The organism is Streptomyces hoynatensis (assembly GCF_003626535.1).
GTDB lineage: Bacteria > Actinomycetota > Actinomycetes > Streptomycetales > Streptomycetaceae > Streptomyces > Streptomyces hoynatensis.
Genome location: NZ_RBAL01000032.1, coordinates 22501 through 46415 on the forward strand (window position 1 = coordinate 22501; position 23915 = coordinate 46415).

Below are 23915 nucleotides of genomic sequence, written 5' to 3' on the forward strand. Positions count from 1 at the left end.
CGAAGTGGCCCTCCTTTCCGCCCCGCGCATTGGCGGGAAGGCCGCGGGCCCGTTGACTGGAAGCAGTGCGGCCCGGACTGCCGCGTCGTCCGGCGGCCCGGCCGATCGAGCGTGCTGCCAACCTTCCCGGGAGGGGCTTGTGTCCAAGCGCATTCTCATCGTTCTTTCCGAGTACGGGTATTGGGGTGAGGAACTGGTGGGGCCGCTGGAGCAGTTCGATGCTCGCGGTTACCGCACCACATTCCTGACCCCCACCGGCAAGAGGGCCCGTGCCCTTCCGCCGAGCCTGGACGCCGAATACGTCGATCCCCCGCTCGGCCGGTCGGTGACGACGGCCGACATGGCGCGGCGGGCGCGCGAGGTCGACGAATCCGCCCGGCTCGACGATCCGCTCAGCCTGGCCGACCTGATCCCCGAACGCCCCTACTACAGCGCGCTCAACCACCTGCGGGAGCTGGAGGACTACCACAGGCGGCTCGACGAGGCCCTGGACGGGCTGGTGGGCAGCTTCGACGCGCTGGTCATCGTCGGGGGCAGCGGCCCGATCGTCGACCTGGCGAACAACGAGCGGCTGCACCAGGTGATTCTCGCCTTCGCCGCCGCCGACAAGCCGATCCTCGCGGAGTGCTACGGCGTCGCCGCCCTCGCCTTCGCCCGCGACCTGGAGACCCGCACCAGCCTGCTGTGGGGCAAGCACGTGACCGGCCACCCCAAGGAGTACGACTACAAGGACGGCACGGGCTTCCTCGGGGTCGACTTCAACATGGGCCCCCCGCCGTACCCGCTGGAGTACATCCTGCGCGACGCCACCGGACCCGAGGGCGGGTTCCACGGCAACGTCGGCAAGGAGATCTCCGTGATCGTCGACCACCCCTTCGTCACCGCCCGGTCCACACCGGATTCGGGCCCCTCGGGGGAACTGCTCGTCGAGGTCCTGGAGAACGGCCTGCGCCGTCACGGCTGGTAGTCACCGTCCACTCAGGCGTGTGAGGAAGGAGTCACCATGTTCGCCAGGCCGGGCAAGGCGGCGCTGTTCGAACAGTTCGCGGCCGACGGAATCACCCACATGTTCGGCAATCCGGGAACGGTCGAGCAGGGCTTCCTCGACCTCGTCGACCGTTCGCCGATCGACTACGTGCTGACCCTGCACGAGGGCGTCGCCGTCGGCATGGCCGACGGGTTCGCCCGCGCCACCCGGGGCCCGGCCCTGGTCCAGCTGCACAGCGGCGTCGGACTCGGCAACGGCATCGGCATGCTCTACCAGGCCAAGCGCGGGCACTCGCCCCTGGTCGTCCTCGTCGGCGAGGCAGGGGTGCGCTACGACGCCATGGACGGCCAGATGGCCGCCGACCTCGTCGCGATGGCGGAGCCGGTCACCAAGTGGGCCGCCCGCGTCCTGGACCCGTCCTCCGTGCTGCGGATGCTGCGGCGTGCCGTGAAGATCGCCATGACCCCGCCGCGCGGGCCCGTCGTCCTCGTGGTGCCGGCCGACGTGCTGGACCAGGTCACCGCGGAGCCGGCCGTCGCCACCTCCGTCCCCTCCACCCGCGTGGCGCCCGCCGCCGAGGACGTGGCGGAGGCCGCGCGCCTGCTGGCCGCGGGCGAACGCCCGCTCATCCTCATGGGCGACGGCGTCGCCGCCAGCGGGGCGCAGCGGGAACTCGCCGAGGTGGCGGAGTGGCTGGGCGCCCCCGTGTGGGGCGTCGACTCCTCCGAGGTCAACCTGGACGCCACTCACCCCCTGTACCGCGGGCAGCTCGGCCACATGTTCGGCTCCGCCAGCGCCCGTGTGGTCGGCGACGCGGATGCCGTCCTCATCGTCGGCACGTACGTCTTCCCCGAGGTGTTCCCGGCCCTGCGCAGCCCGTTCCGGGAAGGGGCACGCCTCGTCCACCTCGACCTCGACGCCTACGAGATCGCCAAGAACTTCCCGGTCTCGCTGGGCATGGTCGCCGACCCCAAACTCGGGCTCGCCGCGCTGAAGGCCGAACTCGAAAGGCGGCTGCCCAAGGCCGGGCGCGCCGTGCTGCCCGCCGCGCCCGCGGCGGCGTCCGCCGCAGCCGCGGACGGCGTCCTCGAACGGTTCACCCGCCGGCTGGCGGACCGGGCCCCGGAAGACCTGGCCGTCTTCGACGAGGCCCTGACCGCCTCCGGGCCCCTGCTGCGCAACCTCCCCCCGCGGCGGCCCGGCCACTACTTCCAGACCCGCGGCGGCTCGCTGGGCGTGGGCATCCCCGGCGCGCTCGGCATGAAACTGGCCAGGCCCGAGCAGCCGGTGGTCGGCTTCACCGGCGACGGCGGCAGCATGTACACCTTCCAGGCGCTGTGGACGGCCGCAAGGTACGGCATCGCCGCGGGATTCGTCGTGTGCAACAACCAGCGCTACCGGCTCCTCGACGACAACATCGAGCAGTACTGGCGCGAACTGGGCACACGCCCCCACGCACACCCCGATGCCTTCGATCTCTCGCGCCCCGACATCGACTTCACCGGCCTCGCGCGCGCCCTGGGCATCAGGGGCGTACGCGTGGACAAGCCGGAGGACGTCGAGGAGGCGGTGGACGCCGTCCTGGAGCAGGACCGGCCCGTACTCGTGGACCTGAGGATCTCCTAGCATGGCGACTTCCCTGACTGCGACCCCGCCGGCCGGCATCGCGCCCGCCACCCCCGTCGCGCCGGCCGCTTCCGCCGCGGCCTCCGTCCTGGGGGAACCGGAGGTGCACCGGCTCGTCCAGGCCTGGCTGGAGGCCCGCGACGCGGGGCTCCCCGCACAGCAGGTGCTCGAACACCTCGCTCCCCTCGGCCTCGTGGTGCACTTCCCGCAGGTCACCCTCCGGGGCCGGGACGAGTTCCGCGACTGGTACGTCAGGACCAAGAGGCGCTTTCCCCAGGAGCGGCACGAGGTGGAGCAGGCCGAGATCCGCCTGACCTCGCCCCTGCACGCCGACGTGTCCGTCAGGCTGCGCTGGCAACTGTGGCGCCCGCAGGAGCCGGACGGCTGGATCGGCGTGGAGGCCACCCAGCACTGGTCGGTCGTCCTGCGGGCCGGAGCGGTGCGCCTGCGCACCCTCGACATGGACCGGGCCCAGCTGCTGCCGGACTCGGCCCCGCTCGACCTGATCCGCTGAAACCTGCTCACCCACGGGCGCCGCGGAGCGGGCCCCGACCGACTGGGAAGTGTTCGCGATGACCACTGCGGCCATGGACGCGCCATTACGCGGCCGGCGCATCGGCATCCTGCTGGAGAGCGACTACATCGAGGAGGAGATCGCCTACTACCGGCGCAGGTTCGCCGAGGAGGGCGCCGAGGTCGTCCTGCTCAGCCGCCTGTGGGGCCAGGAATCCCTCGTCTTCACGGGGCACGAGCAGCGGGCGCCACTCGCCGTCAGCGGGGACCTGGAGGCCCTCGACTACCAGGAGCTGACCGGGTACGCCGCGCTCGTGGTCCCCGGCGGCATGGTGGCCGACCGGCTCCGCTACAGCGAGAGCACCACGGGCACGGCACCCGCCGTGGCGCTGATGCGCCGCGCCTTCCGCATCCGGCACCTGGTCAAGGCGTTCTCCTGCCACGGACTCTGGCTGCTGTCCACCGCCACCGACCTGGTGCGCGACCGCCCGGTGGCCTGCCACAACAACCTCATCGGCGACGTGCGCAACATGGGCGCGCAGTACGTCGACCAGGACCTCGTCGTCGACGGCGACCTGGTGACCGGCCGCACCGTCGACCACTGCCACCTGCTGGCCCGCGCCGTCATCACGAGCCTGACCCGGGCCGGCGCGGGACCGGGCGCAAGGGTCCCGGAAGGAGAGGCGCCGGAGGGGGACGAGACGGACGGGCGGGCGGCCCTCGTGCCCGCCCAGCCCGGCGGCGTCAGGCGGTGGGGCGCCCCCTGGAGGAGGAGCGATGGCTGAGATCGACTTCTCCTTCTCCGACACGGTCGCCGGCTACGTCCTGGGCCGCGAGGGCCGCGAGGTGGCGCTGCGCACCGTGGACGGCCGACCCGTCACGGTGCACCTGACCGACACCACCTCCGGCCAGATGCTCCGCAACCTCGGCGCGCCCTACGAGGACGTGACGGCCAGGCTGTACGACGTGCTGCTGCCCGGCGTCCTCGTCTTCAGCTACGGTCCCGTCTACCCGGAACCCGAAGGACTCAGGTTCCAGGCCGGCCACCTGACCGTCGTCGGAACGCCAAAGGAGCCCTTCCCCTTCGAACAGGGCGGCTGGTGGACCCGTCAGCTGCACCAGCTGGCCCGCTTCTACCGGCGCTCCCAGTTCGCGGAAGGGCCGGTGGACTTCGCCGACTACCGCACCCGGATACGCGGCAGCGGGGAGAAGACCGGCCAGCGGCTGCAGGAGACGGACACCATCTCCCGCCTCGTCTACGGCATGGCCAGCGCCTACATGCTCACCGGCGACGCCGACCTGGCGGAGGTCGCCGAGCAGGGCGCGCAGTACCTCCACGACCACATGCGCTTCACGGACACCGAGCACGACGTCGTGTACTGGTACCACGGCATCGACCAGGCGGGCGGCCGCGAACGCAAGCTCTTCGCCTCGGAGTTCGGCGACGACTACCGTGCCATCCCGGCCTACGAGCAGATCTACGCCCTGGTCGGCCTCACCCAGACCTACCGCGTCACCGGAGCCCCGTACCTCAGGCAGGACATCGAGGCGACCGTCCGCCTCTTCGAGCGGTTCTTCGCCGACGACCGGCTCGGCGGCTACTTCTCCCACATCGACCCGGTCACCCTCAGCCCGCTGCACGACTCCCTCGGCCGCAACCGCTACCGCAAGAACTGGAATTCCATCGGGGACCACGCCCCCGCGTACCTGTTCAACCTCTACCTGGCCACGGGGGAGGACCGGTACCTGAAGATGCTCGAGCACACCTTCGACATGATCGTCACACACATGCCGGAGCCGGAACCGGCCGCCAGCCCGTTCGTCCGCGAGCGCTTCCACGGCGACTGGACGCCCGACCCCTCCTGGGGCTGGCAGCAGGACCGCGCGGTGGTGGGCCACAACCTGAAGATCGCGTGGAACCTGATGCGGATGCACACCGCCCGGCCCAAGCCCGAGTACCGGGCGCTGGCCGAGCGCCTGGGACGGACCCTGCCCGCGGTGGGGCGCGACGCCCAGCGCGGCGGCTGGTACGACCTGGTGCAGCGCGTCGCCAGGAACGGCCGCCACGACTTCGTCTGGCACGACCGCAAGACGTGGTGGCAACAGGAACAGGCCGTCCTCGCCTACCTGATCCTGGCCGGCCGCACCGGGCAGGAGGAGTTCCTGCGCGAGGCACGGGAGTCGGCCGCGTTCTACAACGCGTTCTTCCTCGACCACGACGAGGGCGGGGTGTACTTCACCGTGCTCGCGCAGGGACTGCCCTACCTGGTGGGGGAGGAGCGGCTCAAGGGCAGCCACGCGATGAGCTTCTACCACAAGGCCGAACTGTGCTTCCTGGCCGAGACGTACACCCGGCTGCTCGTGCACGGGGAGCCGCTCGACCTCTGGTTCCGCCCCCGGCCCGACGCGCACTACCCGGGGGGCCTGCTGCGCGCGGCCCCCGACCTGCTGCCCGCCGGCCGGGTGCTCCTGGAATCCGTCTGGGTGGACGGCGCGCCCTACCAGGACTTCGACGCCCGGAACCTGACGGTCCGCCTGCCCCGCAGCGACGGGAGGCTGACGGTGCGGGCGCGGCTGCGCCCGGTGCGGGAGCCCCGGCCGTGACCGCCCCCACGGCCCGGCCCCGGCTGCGGGTGGGCCCCGGCCCCGCGCTGCCGCTGGGGGCGCACCCGGTGGCGGACGGCATCCGCTTCTCGGTGGCCGCCCCGGCCGCGGAGCGCCTGCACCTGGTCCTGCTCGACCCCACCGACGGATCGGTGCGGCATGAGGTGCCCTTCCCAGCCGAGCACCGCGCCGGTGACGTCTTCAGCATGGTGGTCTCCGGCCTCGGCCCCGGCCCCGTCCACTACGGCCTGCGGGCCTTCCCGCCCGGCGCAGACCCGCAGGAAGCCGAGCCGCCCGTGCTGCTCGACCCGTATGCGACCACCCTGGCCGGGGCGGAAACCTGGGGCAGACGCCGGCGACGCCGCAGCGTGGTGCAGCCCCCCGAGCCGTTCGACTGGCAGGGCGACCGCCTCCCGCAGCACCCGGAGGAACAGCTCGTCGTCTACGAACTGCACGTGCGCGGCTTCACCCGCCATCCCTCCTCGGGCACCGAGGCGCCCGGCACCTTCGAGGCGCTGCGCCGGAAGATCCCCTACCTGCGCGACCTCGGGGTCACCTGTGTCGAGCTGATGCCCGTCTTCGAATTCGACGAGACGGACAACACGTTCACCGAGCCCGCAACCGGGCGGCCCCTGCCCAACTACTGGGGCTACAACCCCCTCTCGTATTTCGCCCCCAAGGCCTCCTACGCCGCGCGCCCCGACCGCGTCCACCACGAGTTCAAGCTCCTCGTCCGCGACCTCCACCACGCCGGCATCGAGGTGCTGCTCGACGTGGTCTTCAACCACACCGCCGAGGGAGACCACCGCGGCCCGGACCACTCCTGGCGCCGCCTCGCCGGGGGCGGCGCCTACCTGATGGACGAGCACGGCAGGCACCTCAACCTCACGGCCACCGGCAACACCGTCAACGCCAACCATCCCTACATGCGCACCGTCATCCTGGACGCCCTCAGGCACTGGGCCACCGAATACCACGTGGACGGCTTCCGGTTCGACATGGCCGCCATCCTCGCCCGCGGCACCGACGGCCGGCCGCTGGACGACCCGCCGCTTCTGGAGGCCATCGCCCACGACCCGGTGCTGGCCGGCAGGCGGCTGATCGCCGAGGCCACCGACGCCTCCGGCCTCGACCTGGTCGGCCGCTTCCCCCACCACGGACGCTGGGCCGAGTGGAACGACCGCTACCGGGACACGGTCCGGCGCTTCCTGACCGGCCGCCCCGGCGCGGCCGCCGACCTCGCCACCCGGCTGGCCGGCTCACCCGACCTGTACGCCGCGCGCGGCCCCGCCGCCTCCGTGAACTACGTGACCTGCCATGACGGATTCACGCTGGCCGACTGGAGCTCCTACGACCGGCCCCACAACGAGCGCAACGGCGAGCAGGGACAAGACGGCATCACGGCCAACGACAGCTGGAACTGCGGACACGAGGGCCCCACCGGCAACCCGGCCGTGCACAGGCTGCGCGCCCGCCAGGTCAAAACCGCCCTGCTGCTCCTGCTGATGAGCCGGGGCATCCCCATGCTGACCGCGGGGGACGAGTGCGGCCGCACCCAGCTCGGCAACAACAACGCCTACAGCCAGGACAACGAGATCAGCTGGTTCGACTGGGACCTCGTGGAACGCCACCGGGACCTGCACCGGTTCACCCGGCTGTGCATCGCCTTCCGCCGCGCGCACCCGGCCGTGCACCGCATGCGGCACCCCACCGGACCCACCCCGCCCGGCTGGAGCCTCCCGCCGATGAGCCGGCACGGCGTACGCCCGGGCCGGCCCGACCGGTCGCCGCACTCCCCGCTGACCGCGGTGATGCTGCACGACGAGGACGGCGGGCCGGCCGCCGGGCACGACACCGTCTTCCTCGCCGCCAACCGCGGCGGGGACACCCTTCCCCTCATCCCGCCCCGGCCCCCCGCCGGCACGCGCTGGGCCCTGTTCGCCGACACGGCCCGGACCTCGCCCGCCGACGCGCACCCACCCGGCCGGGAGCCCGTCCTGGGCAACGCGGGCCTGCTGCGGCTCGCCCCGCACTCGGCCGTCGTTCTCGTCGCCACGACCCCGGAAAAGAGCTGAACCATGTCCTTCGACGCAACCCTGGGCTTCACGGACTCCACCGCCACCGTCCACCTGTCCGGCCGCCTCGACGACCGCGGCACCTCCGCCCTGCGCGGCCTGCTGGAGCAGGCGGGCACGCGGCCCATCCGCCGGCTCCGGCTGGAGATGGCCGGCCTGGAGTCGCTCGGCTCCGCCGGCGCCAGGTGCCTGGCCCTCGCCCAGCAGCAACTGCCCCCCGGCACCGAGATGACCGTCGAGGGCGCCTCCGGGCCCGTCCGGGCAGCCCTGAGAGCGGCCGGCCTGTCCGGCACCGTCGTCTCCATCGAGGACTCCGTCTCGCTTCCGGACATTGCCGAGGCCGCCTGAGAAACCGCATCGGCCCCGGCCCCGGCGGGCAGCGCCCGGGGACCGGGGCCGAGCCGCGGCGGCACCGGCCGTGCGCCACGCCGCCCAAGCACACGAAGACCCCGGGGGACCGGCGGCAGACCGGCCCGCCGGCACCCCGGGGCCGTTGCGTGGGGCATGCCCGGCCGCTCAGACCGGCTCCCCCGCGACCCGCGCCGGCCGCCAGGACGAGTACTCCCTGCGGTGGTACATCAGGGGAACGCGCGCATGGGTGGAGCCGCCACGGATCAGGCCCACGACGATCGAGTGATCTCCCATCACGACCTCGGCATGCACGGAGCACTCGGCGTGGGCGACGACGTCCTCGGCGAAGACCGGCCCGCCCAGAGCCCCCTCGATCGAGGCGTGCCGCAGGCGGGAGAACTTGTCCGGCTCCTTCTCCGCGAAGACCCGCGAGATCCCTTCTCCCGTCTCGGCGAGGAAGTTGACCGCGAAGGCGCCGTGGTCACGGATGGCGGCGAGGGTGGCGGAGTCCTGGTCCAGGCACACCGACAGCAGCGGCGGCTCGTGCGACACGGCCGTCACGGTGTTGGTGGTGATGCCCGTCGGCCGGCCCGCCGCGTCCCTGGTGGTGACGACGGCGACCGCGGTCGGCAGGCTCGCGAAGATGCCGCGGAACTCGGCCGAGGTGATGATCGTGTCCATGTATTCCCGGTCTCCCCGATCTCCCCGTCGGTGCCCGCCGCTCACGGGTGGATGTTGACTTTCTGCGGGTTGAGGTACTCGGTGAGGTGCGTGATACGCCCGTCCTCGCCGAACTCGAAGACGCCCACCAGGTCGTTCTCGTACAGGCCGCCGTTCTTGAGGGGCCCGTGGGTGTGCCAGCGGACCAGTACCCGGTTCGGATCGTTCAGCGGATCGACACGCAGGTCCTGGATGTGGATCTCGGCGAACCCCTCGAACAGGGGGCGGTAGAGCCCCTCCAGGTTGGCCTTGCCCCGCACCGTGGTGGGAAAGCCCTCCGGGGCGTAGGGGATGTCCTGCCCGGCCTCCTCGGCCCACAGTTCCAGCCAGCGCTCGAAGTCCATCGCCTCCTGCAGTCGGTAGAAGGTGCGCACGGTCCGCACGTTGCGGGCCCGGATGTCGTCCTGATTCGTGCTGGTCACAGTCTGCTTCCCTTCACGCTCACGATCCGGCTGGGTCACGCGGCTCCCGGATGCCCCTCCGGCAGGCCGGGCGGCGCGCCCGTCCAGGGCCCGACGCCGCCGATCTCCTCGACCCGCATCCGCATCACGTAGCCGGCGCGATCGGCCAGCTCGTCGGGCGGGAACGCGACGCCCGGGCCCATGTAGGTCTCGGCCAGCCTGCGCAGCAGCGCGAAGGCGCCGCCCTCGGTCACCTCGGCGCGCCCCCGCAGGACGAGGTACTCCCGCAGGCCGCTGTCGTGGAAGCCGGCACCCTCCACCGAGATCGCGACCCGCTGATCGCGCATCAGGTTCTTCGTCTTCCGCCAGGCGTACATGGAGGCGAACACGACGTCGTTCCCGTCCATGCCCAGCCACACCCCGGTGACGTGCGGGCTGCCGTCCGGATTGAGGCTGACCACGTGGCCGAGCGCCGGCCCGTTGATGAGGTCGACGGCGGACTGAGGCAACGCGATCCCGGACGCCGTGCCGGGACCGTTCCTTTCACTCATCACGTAGATCCTTCTGCCGGGGCACACTTCTCTGTTCGCCGTATAAGGCTGCGTGCCCGCCGGGCGGGTAATCCAGTGACGTCTCGTGTTGGTATTCGCACTACCAGCATCGGCTCATGCCTTTATCGCAGCGCATGACCTGCGCAAACAACAATGATTCCCGCTCCGGAGGCGGAGTGTGAATGCCCCCTTCGTGCGCTTCCTTCGTCAAGTCGTGACACCTCGCAAAGCCGACGGGTGGCCGCCAAGTTTGGCAGGGCACTTTGTGATGTCTGCCTTGTTCCGCCTTTCGGCGGGCTGGATTCTGTTGGCGGACCTGCAACCCCCGAAGCGCCGCGAATCGGCGGAAGTTCGTGGAGGTAATCCCGTAATGAGTCAGGCAACAAAGGCCGGACAGTCGACCCGCGAGGTCGCCCAGGCGTGGTTCGACGCGCTGCTCGGCGGCGATGTCGAGGCCGCCGGACGGCTCCTCGCTCCGGACGTCCGGTTCATCAACCACACCCCGGTGCCGGGCTTCAACACCGACATGGTGTGGATCGGCACCCACCACGGCCGGCAGGCCGCCCTGGACAGCTTCGCGACCTTTGTGAGTATCTGCGACGTCCGGGAGGAAGAGCTCGTCGGCCTGGTCGTGGACGGCGAGGAAGCCATGGGGATCATCCACGAGGTGAGCCACGTGCGCCGCAACGGCGCACGCTTCGAAATCGAGTTCGTCCAGCGCCTGACGGTGCGCGACGGCCGGATCGTCCAGTGGCGTTCCTACAGCGACTCCGCGGCCATCGTCAGGGCGCTGCGCGAGGAGGCGTCATGAGCGCGCCGTCGCCCACCGGCCGGCTCCTCGCGGCGGTACGGGCAAGGGACGCCGGCCTGGTCGGCAGCCTGCTCGCGGCCGGCGCCGACCCCGGCGCCCGCGAGGAGGCCACCGGCCTGACGGCGCTGATGATCGCCGCGGGCCAGGCGGACCCGGACACCGTGGCCGCGCTCATCGCGGCCGGCGCCGACGTGTTCACGGCCGACAGCAAGGCGGGCGCGACCGCCCTGCACAAGGCGTGCCAGGGCGGCAGCACGGAGGTGGTGCGGCTCCTGGTGGAGGCCGGGGCATTCGTCGACTCGGTGGCCCCGACCACCGGCCACACCCCGCTGATGGACGCCCTGTGGTTCAAGTTCCCCGAGATAGCCCGCTACCTCCTGGACCGCGGCGCAGGGCTCAACCTGCACACCCACTACGGCTTCTCGCTGCAGGAGCACTTCGCCTACGAGCTCAACGTGAACACCATCGGCAAGGACCGGCTGCTGCTGGCCGAGCGTTACCTCAAGCAGCGCCTGGCCGAGGACACCGCCCGCGCGGAGGGACACCGGCTGATGGCCGCGGTCGTCGCCGGAGACGAGGACGCGGTGCGCGCCCTGCTGCGCGAGGGGGCCGACGTCGACGAGCGCTACCCGATCGGCAACAGCTTCAACGACGGGCACACCGCGCTGCTCGTGGCCGCCAGGGACGGGCACACCGCCATCGCCCGCCTGCTGCTGGAGGCCGGCGCCGACGTCAACGCCACCGAGCCGACCTTCGGCGCGGTGCCGCTGCACAAGGCGGTCTACAACGGGCACACCGAGCTCACCGCCCTGATCTCCTCCTGGCCCGGCGTGGACCTGGACTTCCAGGGCGCCACCAACGGCTACACCCCGCTGCACGACGCGATCTGGCACGGCTACGAGGAATGCGCCCGGATCGTCATGGCGGCCGGTGCCCGCCGCGATCTCCTCGGGCACGACGGCAAGCGCCCCCTCGACCTGGCCGTCGAGGTGTTCGGCCAGGACCACCCGTTCACCAAGGCCCTCTGGGGCTGAGAGAAGGACCGACATGCTCTTTTACGTGCAGATGCGCTGGAACCACGAGGGCCGCATCTCTCTCGACGACCTGTGGGAGGTCGAGGCCGAGGAGGCCGAGCACGCCCAGGAGACCGTGGACTCGGGCTTCTGCGTCGGCATCTGGAAGGTCGCGGCCCAAAAGCGGGTCATCGCGATCATCGACTCGCCCGACGCGGAGGAACTCGACCGCACCGCGCTCGGCCGGCTGCCCATGCGCGAGTACCTCGAGTTCGAGGAGGTCTGGCCCCTGCGCGACTACCTCGGTTTCGCGGAGGACGTGAAGAAGCGCTATCGCGTCTGATCCCCCACGCCCACCGGACACGCAGCACAGCCCAGAAGGAAACCAGAGGAGAGACCCATGTCCGACATTGTCCACCGGGAGCGGGTGGCGTTCACCAGCGGCGGCGACACCCTGGCCGGAGACCTGTACCTGCCCCCGGGCGCGGACGGGACCGCCTTCCCCGCCGTTGCCGTGGCCGGTTCCTGGACCACCGTCAAGGAGCAGATGGCAGGCCTGTACGCGGCCGGGCTCGCCCGCCGCGGCATCGCGGCGCTCGCCTTCGACTTCCGCGGTTTCGGCGAGTCCGGCGGTGCGCCCCGCGACCTGGAGTCCCCGGTGCGCAAGATCGCAGACCTGCGCAGCGCGATCGACTTCCTCGCCACGCACCCCGCCGTCGCGCCCGGCCGCGTCGGCGAGCTCGGGATATGCGCGGGGGCCGGCTACGCCGTGGTGAACGCCGCGGGCGACGGCCGCGTCAGGTCGCTCGGCCTCGTCGCGCCCTGGCTCCACGACGCGCAGCTGGTGGAGGCCATCTACGGAGGTGCCCAGGCGGTCGCCGAGCGCCGCGAGGCGGGTCTGGCCGCGCAGCGCAGGTACGCGGAGACCGGCATCGTGGAGTACGTGCCAGGCGTCAGCACGGAGAACGCCGCGGCCGCCATGTACGGCCCCTTCGACTACTACCTGGATGCCGACCGCGGGGCCGTCCCCCAGTGGGGCAACAGGTTCGCCGTGATGGGCTGGCCCGGGTGGCTGGGCTTCGACCCGATCGCCGCCGCCCCGCTGGTCACCGCCCCCACGGTGATCGTGCACAGCCCCGACGCCGCCGTCCCCGACGGTGTCCGCAGGTTCCACGAGGTGCTGCCCGCCAGGAAGGAACTGATCTGGCAGGCCGGGGGCCAGATGGACTTCTACGACCAGGAGAGCCACGTCGAGGCCGCGCTCGACGCGGTCGCCGAGCACTTCGCGTCCACGCTGTGACCGCCCGGCGAGCCGAGGAGACGAGATGACCAGCGACCGCCAGGACATCGTCGACACGTGCGTCAGATACGGCTGGCACGCCGACCTGCGCGAGTGGGACCGCATGGCCGAGCTGTTCACCGAGCGGGTCGACCTCGACACCCGCACCATGCCCGGCGGGGCACGGGTGACCGTCGGCCGCGCCGACATGATCGACGGATGGGCCGGGCTGTTCGCCACCCTCGGCCCGACGCAGCACATCATGGCCAACCACCTGGTGCAGATCGACGGCGACACCGCAGAGTGCGTCGCCCAGTTCCACGCCCAGCACCTCGCCCCGGTGCCGGCCGGCGACGACACGCTCGTCATCGCCGGGAACTACCGTTTCGGCCTGGTCCGCAAGGCCGAGGGCTGGCGCATCCACGCCCTGACGATCAGCCAGACCTGGTCGAGCGGCAACCTCGCCGTCCTGGGCGGTGGCCGCCCGGCCGGCGACAGCGCCCCCGCGGTCGCCCGCCGCTTTCTGGAGAGCCTGGACGCGGGCGACGTCGACGCGGCGATCGCCTGCCTGGCGCATGACGTGGTGCAGGACATGCCCTACTCGCCACCCGGCTACCCCAAGCAGCTGCACGGGGCCGACACACTGCGCGGCCTGTGGACCGGGCTCACCGAGGCGACCCAGTCGATGAAGTTCACCATCGTCGAGGTCCGCCGGTTCACCGACCCCGAATGGGTGTTCGTGGAGTTCACCGCCGACCTGGTGCAGCCGAGCGGTGCCCTCTACTCCAACCACTACTTCACCTTCTTCCACGTCGTCGACGGCCTCATCCGGGTCTACCGGGAGGTGTACGACCCGCTGGTGTTCGCGACCGACGTGTCCGACGAGGACAGGGCGGCCATGTTCCGCACCGGCCAGGCCTGACGCCGTCCCCGACGACCATGACAGGAGCCGAAGCGATGAACCCGACGAGCCGGCCGTTGACGATCGGGATCGCCCCGCCCTTCGCGGGCCCCTGGGCGACCCCGCAGAACCAGTTGCGCGTGGCCCAGCGAGCCGAGGAACTCGGCTACGGGTCGCTGTGGACGCTGAGCAGGCTGCTGTTCCCCGTCGGCCCCGACGGGGAGGGCGAACAGGACCACTTCGGCCAGGTCTTCCGGCAGGTGTGCGAACCGATCGTGACCCTGGCCTACCTCGCGAGCCGGACCACCCGCATCCGGCTGGGCATCTCGGCCGTCGTCGCGCCGTTCTACTCGCCCCCCGTGCTCGCCAAGCAGCTCATCGCCCTGGACCGGGTCAGCGGCGGCAGGCTGGACGTCGGCGCGGCCCAGGGCTGGTCGCCCGAGGAGTTCCTGGCAGCCGGCGTCCCCTTCGAGCGCCGGCTGGGCCGGACGCTCGAGTACGTCACGGTGCTCCGGGAGATGTGGGAGAACGAGATCGCCGCCTTCGACGGCGAGTTCGCCCACCTTCCGCGGGTCCTGGTCCGGCCCAGGCCCGTGCAGCGGACGCTGCCGCTGCTGCTCGGCGGCAGCGGCGACAAGGCGTGGCGCCGCGCCGGCCGGCTCGGCAGCGGATGGGTGGGCCCCGCGTTCGTGACCCGGGAGGAGGTGGCCCGCGCCGCCGAGCTGGTGCGCGAGGGCGCCGAGTCCGCGGGCAAGGACCCGGATGCCGCGCGGATCGTGGTGCGTGCCGCGGCCTTCGTCCGGCCGGGTGGCCAGCCGGGACGGCAGCTGTTCAACGGCTCGCTGGAGGAGATCGCCGCCGACCTGGCCGAGATGCGGGAACTGGGCGCCACCGAGGTGTTCGCCGACTTCAACTTCGACTACGAGGTGGTCGGCCCGCACACCGATCCGGCCGCCTCCATGGACCTGATCGAACACGCGCTTGAGGTGCTTGCGCCCACCTCGTTCGCGTCGCCGGCGGCGGCCTGATCGGCCCACGGCCCAGGGCCGCGGACCGGGAAGCGGCCCCTCACCGGGCGGCCCCGGTTCGCGGGCGGCGTCCGCACTCCCCTGCGGCGCCGTCCTGCCCATGGCCGGGCGCGGCGGCCCCGCGCCCGGCCCGGCGATCGTCCTTCGCGATACCGCACCCTTCCCTGACGAAAGGACAGCACGTGATGTTCGACATACGCCAGATATCGATCGGTTCCGAACCGGAGGGCAAGTCCCGGGTCGACGTCGCCGAGGCCGTCAAGCCGACCACCGTCGCCGCGCTCCCCGGCATCGAGGTCTACCAGATCTGGGGCACCGACAGCACGCCGGTCGTCGGCCCAGGCGAGCAGGACGTCAGCTTCGCCCCCTACTTCCCCGAGCCCGGCGGCATCCGTTTCCTCTTGCTGACGATGCCCCCGGAGAACGCGCCCGCCCCCGAGGTCACCGTCGACCCGGCCGAGGCCGCCGCGGAGGCCGAGCGCGTGTTCCCCGGCGTGCTCGCCGCGCTGCAGCCGGACGAGTTCGGCCGCCACCGCACCGACACCGTCGACGTGAACCTGATCCTCGACGGGGAGCTGTGGCTGGAGCTCGACGACGGCACCGAGACCCGCCTGACCCCGGGCTACTGCGTCGTGCAGCGCGGAGCCAACCACGCCTGGCACAACCGCAGCGGCCGCCCGGTCCTGATGGCCAGCGTGCTCATCGGCGCCGGCCGCTCCGCCTGATCCGCCCGAGCCAGCGACCTGTTAAGGAGACAGAACAATGACGGCTGCGAAGGCCGGCACCGCCACGGTGCTCGGCGCGGTGCAGGACCTCCTCCCCACCCTCAGGGAGAACGGAAAGGCGGCGGAGGCCCAGCGGTCCGTGCCGCAGGAGAACATCGACCTGCTGGAGAACGCCGGCGTCTTCCGGATGACCGTGCCCCGCCGCTTCGGCGGCCTCGGCCTGCCCGTCGCCGACCAGTACCGGGTACTGACCGAAGTGGCGCGCGGGTGCGGCTCGACCGGCTGGGTCGCCCAGATCTGGTCGGCGGCCGCCTGGGTGGTGACCCTGTTCCCCGAGCGGGCCCAGGAGGAGGTCTTCGCCACCGGCACGGTACGGGTCTCGGCCGGGCTGACGCCCACGGGAACGCTGACGCCCACCGACGGCGGCTTCCTGCTCAACGGCAGCTGGAAGTGGGTCTCGGGCTGCCAGGGCGCCGACTGGTGCAACCTCGCCGCGCTGCCGGAGAACCCGGACGGCGCACCCGTGCCCTCCACCGCCCTGGTGCCGCGGTCGGAAGTCTCGGTCATCGACGACTGGGACACCACCGCCGCGGCCGGCACCGGCAGCGCCACCGTCGTGGCGAAGAACGTCTTCGTGCCCACCCACCGGGTGGCGCTCATGCCCGACCTGCTCGGCGCCGGCTCCCCCGGCCGCGGCAACACCGGGGCGACCGGAGGCAACTACGCCATGGTCCCCTACTTCATGGTGGTCGGTGCGGCCTCCTACCTCGGCATGGCGAAGGGGGCCTACGAGCTGTTCCTGGACCGGCTCCCCGGCCGCGGCATCACCTACACCTCCTGGACGGACCAGAGCCAGTCCCCGCTCACCCACCTCCAGGTCGCCACCGCGGCCGGCCGGATCGCGGCCGCCGAGGCGCTCTCGGCGGGCTGGTTCCGCGTGCTGCAGGACCGGGCCGACGCCGGCGAGCAGCCGACCGTGGCCGAACGCGCGCAGATCCGTGGCCAGGTCGGCTTCTCCATCATGCTTCTCAGGGAGGCGGTCGAGGAACTCCACACGGCCAGCGGTGCGTCGGTGATCCACCGCGACGTTCCCTTCCAGCGCTTCTACCGCGACATCACCGGGCTCTCGCTGCACGGCCTGTTCCTGCCCACCACGAACCTCGAACTCCAGGGCCGCGTCGCGGTCGGGCTGCCGCCGGACACGCCGTTCCTGTAGGCGCCGCCGGCGCAACGGAAGGTGCCTGCCTCCTCGTTCCGGCGAGGAGGCAGGCACCTTCCGCGTCCGGGAGGCATCGCGGTGCAGCCCGCCGCGGCCTTTGGCCCGCGCGCGGCGTTCCCGCGGGAGTGCGCCGGACCGGGGCGGGCGGCACACGGCGGCAGGGCGGTGCCGGGCCTCGGGGGTGCCCGGCACCGTCCTGCCGCCGCGGCGTTCAGTTGCCGCGTACGCGCACCCAGCGGGCCGTGACGGCGGAGCCGCAGAACAGCGCGGCGGCGGCGATGACCAGGGACAGCCGCAGCCCCGGGAGGAAGTCGCCGGCGACGAGGGCGCCGAAGAGGGCGACGCCGACGGCGCCGCCGACCTGCCGGGCGGTGTTGAGCTCGGCGGAGGCCACGCCGGCGTAGGCGGGTTCGACGGCCTCCAGCACCGCGCTGGACATGGCGGGTACGACGGCGCCGCCGCCGATGCCCACGGGCACGGTGGCCAGGCAGACGGCCCAGTTGGGGGCGTCGGTTCCGGCGGCCAGCAGGGCCAGCAGGCCGCAGGCGAAGAGGAACTGACCGCCCATCATGGGGAGCCTGGGGCCAAGGCGCGCGGTCAGGCGCCCGCCGAGCAGGTTGGAGGTCATCGCGGCGATGCTCATGGGCAGGAAGAGCAGGCCGGTCTCCAGGGCGGAGTAGCCGCGCTGGTCCTGCAGGAAGAGGCTGAGCAGGAAGACGATGCCGTAGTAGGAGAAGTTCTGCACGAAGCCGGCCACGCTGGCCGCGGAGACCACCGGGCGGCCGAACAGCCGCAGCGGCAGCATGGGCTCCGGCGCCCGCCGCTCCCACCAGACGAAGGTCACGCTGCCGGCCACGGCGGCGGCCAGCGCGATCAGCACCGCGGGGGAGAGCCAGCCCATCGAGCCGCCCTCGATGAGCGCGAAGACCAGCCCGCACAGGGTGAGCATGATGACGACCTGCCCGGGCAGGTCCAGACGGCGCGCCTTGCCGACGCGGGTGCTCTGGGCGCGCATGGTGGCCAGCAGGCCGAGGGCGCCGATGACGAGGTTCACCAGGAACAGGGAGCGCCAGCCCAGCCAGACCAGCAGCAGGCCGCCGATGACCGGTCCGGCCGCGACCGCGGCACCGCCTGCGGCGGCCCATACGCCCACGGCCCGGTTCCGCGCGGCGCCGTCCGGGTAGGCGTGGCGGATCATCGCCAGCGAGGCGGGCAGCTGCATGGCCGCGCCGATCCCCTGAACGAAGCGCGCAGCGATGAGCATGCCGGGTGAGACCGCCAGGCCACAGGCCAGCGAGGCCAGGATGAACAGGCTCAGGCCCAGGGCGAAGGCGCGCCGGGCGCCGAGGCGGTCGCTGAGCGAGCCGCCCACGAGCTGCAGCGCGGCGAAGGTGAGCGTGTAGCCGTCCACGACCCACTGAAGCTGGGAGAGCCCCGCATCCAGTTCCTCGTTCAGTGTGGGCAGCGCGACGTTCACGATGGTGGCGTCCAGGCTGACCATGAGGAAGCCGAAGGAGGCGGCGAACAGCGTCCACCGTGCCGTTGAGGTGACGGCGGAGGCGGGTAGGGAACCAGCGGCGAGTTGTTCGGTCGTCACCACAACAGGCTGCTGCCTGAGTTGCACGCTGGGCAATCGACGAGGGTATACCTGACAGGGTCACCCTCGCGGGCGGACCCACGACGGAGGGGCCGGATGGACAGGCACAGCTTGCTGGCGCGGGAACTCGGCGCCTTTCTCCGGTCCCGGCGTGTGCTGCTCACCCCGGGGCAGGTCGGGCTGCCCGCGGCGGGCGCACGCCGCATCTCAGGGCTGCGCCGGGAGGAGATCGCCCGGCTGGCAAGCATCAGCGCGGGCTACTACGTGCGCCTGGAGCAGGGCCGGGTCCCGAATCCCTCGCCCGGCGTGCTCGATGCGCTGGCCAGAGCGTTACGGATGTCGCAGGAGGAGCGTGGGCACCTGTTCGCGCTGGCCGGCCAGGCCCACCCGGAGGCCGAGGCCGCGGCGTTCGCCAGGGGAGCGCAACGGATGCTCGCGCTGCTGTCCCCGCCCACCGCCGGCTACGTGATCAGCAGGCACAGCGACGTGCTCGCCTGGAACGACACCGCCGCAGCGCTCTTCGGCCACCTCGTCGAGGGCCCCGGGCGGCCCAACAACGTGCGCTACGTGTTCACCGACCCCGAGGCCAGAGAGATCTTCGTGGACTGGCCCGACGTCGCCGCGGACGCCGTGGCCCACCTGCGCGCGGCCACCGGGCATCGCCCGGACGACGCGCGGCTCGCCGGACTCGTCGCGGAGCTCTCAGACGCCAGCCGGGAGTTTCGCCGCCTGTGGGAAGCCAGGGAACTGCGGCACAAGGTCGAGGGCCGCAAGGAGCTGCGCCACCGGCTGACGGGAAGGATGACCCTGGAGTACGTGGTGCTCGCGGTCCCCACCGCGCCGGGGGAACGGCTCGTCGTCTACACCGCCCCGGAGAGCTCGGCCTCGCACGCCGCGCTCCACGTGCTGCGGCAGGCGGCACAACGGCGGCAGAAGCCCCTTCCGACCCGATGGGCCCCTTGACCTGGAGCCCACTCCACGTTTTAGCCTCACGGCCCGTGACTACACAGCAGCAGAAAATCGGCACCGGCTTCGGCGCGGTATCCACGGCCGACGAGGTCCTGCAGGGAATCGACCTGTCCGGCAAGACCGCGCTGGTCACCGGCGGTTACTCGGGGCTGGGCCTGGAGACCACCAGGTCCCTCGCCCGGGCCGGAGCCCACGTCCTGGTCCCCGCCCGCCGGCCGGCCCTCGCGGACGCCGTCTTACGCGGCCTGCCGCGGGTGGAGGTGCACCCACTCGACCTGGGCAGGCTCGAGGACGTCAGGACCTTTGCCGAGAGCTTCCTCGACAGCGGCCGGGCCCTGGACGTCCTCATCGCCAACGCCGGCGTGATGGCCTGCCGGGAGACCCGCGTCGGCGAGGGCTGGGAGGCGCAGTTCGCGGTCAACCACCTGGGCCACTTCGCCCTCGTCAACCGGCTGCGGCCGGCGCTCGCCCCCGGTGCCAGGGTCGTGGCCCTGTCGTCCTCCGGGCACTTCATGTCCGGCATCCGCTGGCACGACCTGCACTTCCGCGAAGGCTACGACCGCTGGCTCGCGTACGCGCAGTCCAAGACCGCCAACGCTCTCTTCGCCCTGCACCTGGACGCCCTCGGCGCCGGCGTAGGCGTGCACGCCTACGCCGTCAACCCGGGCAGCATCATCACCCCGCTGCAACGGCATGTGCCCCGCGAGGAGATGCTCGCCCGGGGCTGGATCACCCCGGAAGGCGATCCCCACGAGGACTTCAAGACGCCGCAACAGGGCGCGGCGACCGCCGTCTGGGCCGCGACCTCCCCGCTCCTGGAGGGCCACGGCGGGGCGTACTGCCAGGACTGCGACATCGCGGAGCCCGCCGCGCACGACGACATGCTCGTGGGCGGCGTCAAGCCGTGGGCGGTCGATCCCGACGCGGCGGCCCGGCTGTGGCGCATCTCCGCCGAGCTCACCGGGACCGACCTGTTCTCCTAGGCTTCGGGGGCGCCCCGCGAACGAGGGCCGTCAGGTGCCGCCGTACAGGCCGTCGGCGAGCTCGGGGCGGCGCTCGCCGCTGCGCCAGGAGGCCCGGTCCGCGCCGGGCGGGGCGCCCTTGCGGCACACCAGACGGCTGCCGGCGAAGGCAGCGGAGGAGATCGTCATGTGGTGCTGCCAGCCCACGAACGACCGGCCCTCGAAGTCCGCGACGCCGAAGGTGGTGCGGAACTCCTCGAGTTCCGCCCTGTGCCGGGCGTGCAGGGGGATGAGCCGCATCATCTCCCCCCAGCGCTTCTGGTCGAGCATGTTCGTGATCCAGTACCGCTCTCGCCCCGGCTTCTCGGAGGGCTGCGTGATCACCCGGTAGGTGCGCACCGGGCCCGGCGAGTCGGCCAGCCGCACCAGCGCCGTCATCGCGGGGCGCCAGCGGCCGCCGTCCGCCGCGAGCAGGAGGACCGGATAGCGGCGGCGGCTCCTGTGGCCCCGCGGCACGCAGAGCTCGCGCAGCCTGACCGGGCCCGGGTCGGCGCCGCCGCTCCTGCCGGGGCCGGGTCCCCCGCCGTACTCCCTCACCTCCAGCCCGCCGTCCACCTCGATCAGGAATTCCTGCGCGCGATTCGAGAGCCCCGGCAGGAGCGCGGGCAGTCCCTGCACGCCCCGCAGATCCGCCAGCAAGGGAATCGGCTCGCCCGACTCCGCGTACTCACCGAGCGCGTCGAGTATCGCCTGCCATTCCGACTCGATCCTGTAGCCGGGAGGAACGGACACCTTTCTTCTCAGGGCCGGATCGGAGCCCCACCGGTCGTCCAGCACTATTCGCCAGCCCACCGGAATGCTGCTGCGCTCGGCGGTGAGGAAGAGGCCCACCCCAATCTGGGAATTGATCGAGCGGTCGGCCTCCTTGACGAACCTGCGCCTGACCCCCACGGAGTGACTGCCCCGCTTGGGGATGTGCACGACCCCGACGGAGAGGGCGGAGGGGCTGGTCTCGCGGGCCACGTAGTCGCGCAGCGCACGGCACACCGGCCGCCAGTCCCACGGGCTCTGGTTGAGGAACTGCTGGAGCGACTGAACGGCCGGGTACGGGACGAAACTCTCCGCGATCCGCCTGATCGATTTCTTCCCCTCCACGCACATAAGCCCGCGCAGATACACCTCCGCCCAGCGGCGCTGATCGGCCCTGGGAAGCGAGGAAAAAACGTACTGCGAAAACTCCGACACGCCATCCATCAGCAACGCCGGAAATGAAGAGCTTTCCTGGAGCTCCGACATGCCTTCTCCCTGCAAGACCGGTACTTGACGAGCCATGGCCGGCGAGTCCTCAGATGTCTCGCGTGGAAAGCGGCCGCCCGGGCGCTTGCCGTCCGGCCTCCAGGCCACGCAGCACGCGGAAGCCATGCGCCAGGGCCACGAGCGTCACGTGGTGGTGCCATCCCCTGAAGGAACGCCCCTCGAAGTGCAGCAGGCCCGATTCCGCGGCCAGGGCCCCGGGAGCCTCGGCCGACCGGTCCCAGGTCCGCACCAGCCCGGCCAGTTCGGCGGTCCCGCTGTCACCGAGGTTCGTCAGCCACACCGCCCGCGGCCGCGCCGGCCCCCAGGACCAGTCGGCGAGCACGTGGCGGCGCCGCAGCGGCGCCGAGCCCTCCCGGACGCCGTTCCTCGCCGCCGGCGCTCCCGCGGGGGCAAGGGTGAACAGGGAACGCGGCGCGCCTGCCATCCTCCCGCCGCGGCGCTCGGGCAGCGTGGTCCCGCCCTCCCGCAGCGAGGCGGCGGCCACCTGGCCGACGGTGCGCGGGGGAAGGGCCGCGGGACCGAAACGCCCGGCGGCCGGCAGCCGCGTCGTGGGGGAGACCTGCACGACGTAGGCGATGCCGCGATCGTCGAGGGCGCCGAGCAGGACCTCGGCGTCGCGGTCACCGGTCAGGTCCACCACGACAGGCGCCCTGGGCAGGCGCCAGCCCACGGCCATCTCGTCCACGGCATCCAGCACGTACCGCCACGGCGGGCGCCAGCGTTCGGAGTCGGGCACCCGGCTCTTGTGCCGCCGCTCGGTGTCCTCGTCCCACTCCCGCGGGATGTGCAGCCGCCAGTTGACCGGGCAGCTTCCCGAGTCGCCGGCCAGGAACACTCCCGTTGCCAGCTGGCAGTTCGCCACCCGGCCCATGGACCGGGAGTATTGGCGCGCGACGGCGACCGAGCTGCTGCCGTTCTTGGGGAAGGTCACCTCCCGCACCACCCAGGCAGCCGGCGGTCGCGCCCGGCCGAGCGCGTCGGCCAGTGCGCTCCTGACCGGTGCCCAGGACCAGGGGCTCTGGTTGAGGAACTGCTGGAGCGACTGGTCGGCACCGGAGCCGACGAGGTACTCGGAATACTCGGAGATCCGCCTGATCGATTTGCGCCCCGGCACGTTGACCAGGCCCCGCACGTACGTCTTGCCCCACCGGCGCTGATCGGAGCGGCTCAGCGAGGCGAGCATTTCCTCACAGAATGCCGACAGCATCGCATCGTCCAGGCGCGCGGCGTCGAGTGGTTCCAGCTCCACCGTGTCCACCAGTACTCCAGGTTCTCTGCGGAACGATTCACGCCTCCCGGTCACATTCCGGGGTCGTGCGTGAACTGGACGTACTCATGGTTGCAAGCGGAGGAAAGTTGTTCCTAGGGCGTATTTGTGGCGGTATTCGCAGTGCCAGGAAAGGCGGAGAGAAGAAAAGGCCGCGACACCGGGATCGTGGACACGATCGGGCGCCGCGGCCGATTGCCGTGCGAGAGACTATCGCGCTTCCGGGCCGATGACCCAGTGCTCGCGGGTGACGAGCCGATGGACGTAGCGGGACTCGACGATTTCCGCCAGATCGGCTCTCGCCTGTTTGAACTCGGGCGATTCCAGGGCCCGGGTCAGCGCGTCGGCGTCGTCGAACCACAACTGGTAGGCGGCATCGAGCACGGCTTCGCCCACGCCGTAGAAGCCATCCCTGGTGTGGCACTGGAGGTAGCGGCGCAGCCCCGGTACCGCCGCCATCTGCGCGGCGTGCGCCCCCAGGCTCCGCGCGCGGAACTCCGCCAGTGGCAGCCCCTCCCTCCGCTTGACCAGCAGGATCAGCTTGAGCCAGGAGGGATTTGCCGTGGCGGGCGGGCCGGCAACGATCTCGTGTGCGTCGGTGTCGAGGACGACGGTCCTCCAGAAGGCCGCCCAGTTGGGCTCGTCGCGCCGTGCGCCCTCGAGGAACTCCGGGGTCTGCAGCGAGGCCAGCTGCTCCTGCTCGTTGGCGAGCCATATCTCGGCCACGCCGCTCCACAGCGGCTCCCCGGTCTCGTCGCCGAAGGGCACCCGGGTGTCGATCATGTATTTCCGGATCTGGGGAATCCTGCTCGCGTACCGGACCGCGTGGACATCGAGCCAGTAGCGCTGAAATTCTGCCTCTGACATACCCGGCTTCGGGGCGGCGAAAATGAGTTGGTGAATCATCCGGTGCGTTCCGTCCTCTCGGATGCGACCTTCGTCGGTAACCGTTCCCCGACGCATGGTGGAATTATCGTCCGGAACGGCGGCGGAAAGCG

Annotated in this window: 23 protein-coding genes and 1 pseudogene; 17 read left to right on the forward strand and 7 right to left on the reverse strand. The window is 71.8% G+C overall.

The annotated features are described in order from the left end of the window. Positions 1–139: 139 nt before the first annotated feature. The 7 genes and pseudogenes from D7294_RS29915 (at position 140) to D7294_RS29945 (ending at position 8154) form a co-directional block, all read left to right on the forward strand. Positions 140–967, forward strand: a complete 828-nt coding sequence (locus D7294_RS29915; protein WP_120684950.1) for a type 1 glutamine amidotransferase domain-containing protein — start codon at positions 140–142, stop codon at positions 965–967. 36 nt (positions 968–1003) lie between these two features. Further along, positions 1004–2614, forward strand: a complete 1611-nt coding sequence (locus tag D7294_RS29920; protein ID WP_120684951.1) for a thiamine pyrophosphate-binding protein — start codon at positions 1004–1006, stop codon at positions 2612–2614. A gap of 1 nt (position 2615) precedes the next feature. After that, complete coding sequence (locus D7294_RS29925) at positions 2616–3128, forward strand: nuclear transport factor 2 family protein (protein WP_120684952.1); 513 nt, start codon at positions 2616–2618, stop codon at positions 3126–3128. A gap of 58 nt (positions 3129–3186) precedes the next feature. After that, positions 3187–3768 (forward strand): annotated as a pseudogene (locus D7294_RS29930) (DJ-1/PfpI family protein); the annotation flags it as partial. A 136-nt stretch (positions 3769–3904) separates the two neighbouring features. Beyond that, positions 3905–5731, forward strand: coding sequence for an AGE family epimerase/isomerase (locus tag D7294_RS29935; RefSeq protein ID WP_120684953.1), 1827 nt, complete (start codon positions 3905–3907; stop codon positions 5729–5731). Then, a complete protein-coding gene (locus D7294_RS29940) occupies positions 5728–7806 on the forward strand; it encodes a glycogen debranching protein (RefSeq protein WP_120684954.1) in 2079 nt (692 codons plus the stop codon). Before D7294_RS29935 ends, D7294_RS29940 begins: the two co-directional genes overlap by 4 nt. A 3-nt stretch (positions 7807–7809) precedes the next feature. Next, on the forward strand, positions 7810–8154 hold the full coding sequence (locus tag D7294_RS29945; RefSeq protein ID WP_120684955.1) for an STAS domain-containing protein: 345 nt from the start codon (positions 7810–7812) through the stop codon (positions 8152–8154). 168 nt (positions 8155–8322) lie between these two features. On the opposite strand, the gene D7294_RS29950 is transcribed toward D7294_RS29945, so the two are convergent. The 3 genes from D7294_RS29950 to D7294_RS29960 are packed head-to-tail and all read right to left on the reverse strand — an operon-like array spanning position 8323 to position 9829. Next, positions 8323–8838: a flavin reductase family protein gene (locus D7294_RS29950; protein WP_120684956.1), complete on the reverse strand. Its 516-nt coding sequence runs from the start codon at positions 8836–8838 to the stop codon at positions 8323–8325. Positions 8839–8879: 41 nt separating this feature from the next. Continuing rightward, positions 8880–9299, reverse strand: a complete 420-nt coding sequence (locus D7294_RS29955; RefSeq protein ID WP_158674726.1) for a nuclear transport factor 2 family protein — start codon at positions 9297–9299, stop codon at positions 8880–8882. A 35-nt stretch (positions 9300–9334) separates the two neighbouring features. Continuing rightward, on the reverse strand, positions 9335–9829 hold the full coding sequence (locus D7294_RS29960; RefSeq protein ID WP_120684957.1) for a TIGR03618 family F420-dependent PPOX class oxidoreductase: 495 nt from the start codon (positions 9827–9829) through the stop codon (positions 9335–9337). A 370-nt stretch (positions 9830–10199) separates the two neighbouring features. Between D7294_RS29960 and D7294_RS29965 the strand changes: the two genes are divergently transcribed. The 8 genes from D7294_RS29965 (at position 10200) to D7294_RS30000 (ending at position 16802) form a co-directional block, all read left to right on the forward strand. Further along, positions 10200–10640: a nuclear transport factor 2 family protein gene (locus D7294_RS29965; protein WP_158674727.1), complete on the forward strand. Its 441-nt coding sequence runs from the start codon at positions 10200–10202 to the stop codon at positions 10638–10640. Further along, positions 10637–11674 carry an ankyrin repeat domain-containing protein gene (locus D7294_RS29970; protein WP_120684959.1) on the forward strand — a complete coding sequence of 346 codons (1038 nt, stop codon included), beginning with the start codon at positions 10637–10639 and terminating at the stop codon, positions 11672–11674. The genes D7294_RS29965 and D7294_RS29970 overlap by 4 nt, the downstream gene beginning before the upstream one ends. A 13-nt stretch (positions 11675–11687) precedes the next feature. Then, positions 11688–11996 (forward strand): muconolactone Delta-isomerase family protein, encoded by a 309-nt coding sequence (locus D7294_RS29975; RefSeq protein WP_120684960.1) that lies wholly within the window; start codon positions 11688–11690, stop codon positions 11994–11996. Between the two features lie 57 nt (positions 11997–12053). Then, positions 12054–12953 (forward strand): alpha/beta hydrolase, encoded by a 900-nt coding sequence (locus D7294_RS29980; RefSeq protein WP_174248474.1) that lies wholly within the window; start codon positions 12054–12056, stop codon positions 12951–12953. A 25-nt stretch (positions 12954–12978) separates the two neighbouring features. Continuing rightward, positions 12979–13854 carry a nuclear transport factor 2 family protein gene (locus tag D7294_RS29985; RefSeq protein ID WP_120684961.1) on the forward strand — a complete coding sequence of 292 codons (876 nt, stop codon included), beginning with the start codon at positions 12979–12981 and terminating at the stop codon, positions 13852–13854. Between the two features lie 35 nt (positions 13855–13889). Further along, a complete protein-coding gene (locus D7294_RS29990) occupies positions 13890–14861 on the forward strand; it encodes a TIGR03619 family F420-dependent LLM class oxidoreductase (protein ID WP_206619587.1) in 972 nt (323 codons plus the stop codon). 185 nt (positions 14862–15046) lie between these two features. Continuing rightward, positions 15047–15586: a cupin domain-containing protein gene (locus tag D7294_RS29995; RefSeq protein ID WP_120684962.1), complete on the forward strand. Its 540-nt coding sequence runs from the start codon at positions 15047–15049 to the stop codon at positions 15584–15586. 37 nt (positions 15587–15623) lie between these two features. Next, positions 15624–16802, forward strand: coding sequence for an acyl-CoA dehydrogenase family protein (locus tag D7294_RS30000; protein WP_120684963.1), 1179 nt, complete (start codon positions 15624–15626; stop codon positions 16800–16802). Between the two features lie 214 nt (positions 16803–17016). On the opposite strand, the gene D7294_RS30005 is transcribed toward D7294_RS30000, so the two are convergent. Then, the gene (locus D7294_RS30005; protein WP_147450940.1) at positions 17017–18402 is read right to left on the reverse strand and encodes an MFS transporter; all 1386 of its coding nucleotides are present in this window, start codon (positions 18400–18402) and stop codon (positions 17017–17019) included. Between the two features lie 96 nt (positions 18403–18498). Here D7294_RS30005 and D7294_RS30010 point away from each other — a divergent pair, with 96 nt between their 5' ends. Beyond that, positions 18499–19365, forward strand: coding sequence for a helix-turn-helix transcriptional regulator (locus tag D7294_RS30010; RefSeq protein WP_120684965.1), 867 nt, complete (start codon positions 18499–18501; stop codon positions 19363–19365). A gap of 35 nt (positions 19366–19400) precedes the next feature. After that, positions 19401–20354, forward strand: a complete 954-nt coding sequence (locus D7294_RS30015) for an SDR family NAD(P)-dependent oxidoreductase (RefSeq protein ID WP_120684966.1) — start codon at positions 19401–19403, stop codon at positions 20352–20354. 30 nt (positions 20355–20384) lie between these two features. Here D7294_RS30015 and D7294_RS30020 read toward each other — a convergent pair whose 3' ends face one another. The 3 genes from D7294_RS30020 to D7294_RS30030 form a co-directional block, all read right to left on the reverse strand. Beyond that, complete coding sequence (locus tag D7294_RS30020) at positions 20385–21755, reverse strand: IS701 family transposase (RefSeq protein ID WP_120684967.1); 1371 nt, start codon at positions 21753–21755, stop codon at positions 20385–20387. Next, entirely contained in the window at positions 21679–22908 is a 1230-nt protein-coding gene (locus tag D7294_RS30025) for an IS701 family transposase (RefSeq protein WP_120684968.1), read from the reverse strand. Before D7294_RS30025 ends, D7294_RS30020 begins: the two co-directional genes overlap by 77 nt. 219 nt (positions 22909–23127) lie before the next feature. Beyond that, positions 23128–23784 (reverse strand): EthD domain-containing protein, encoded by a 657-nt coding sequence (locus D7294_RS30030; protein ID WP_241562727.1) that lies wholly within the window; start codon positions 23782–23784, stop codon positions 23128–23130. Between the last annotated feature and the right edge of the window lie 131 nt (positions 23785–23915).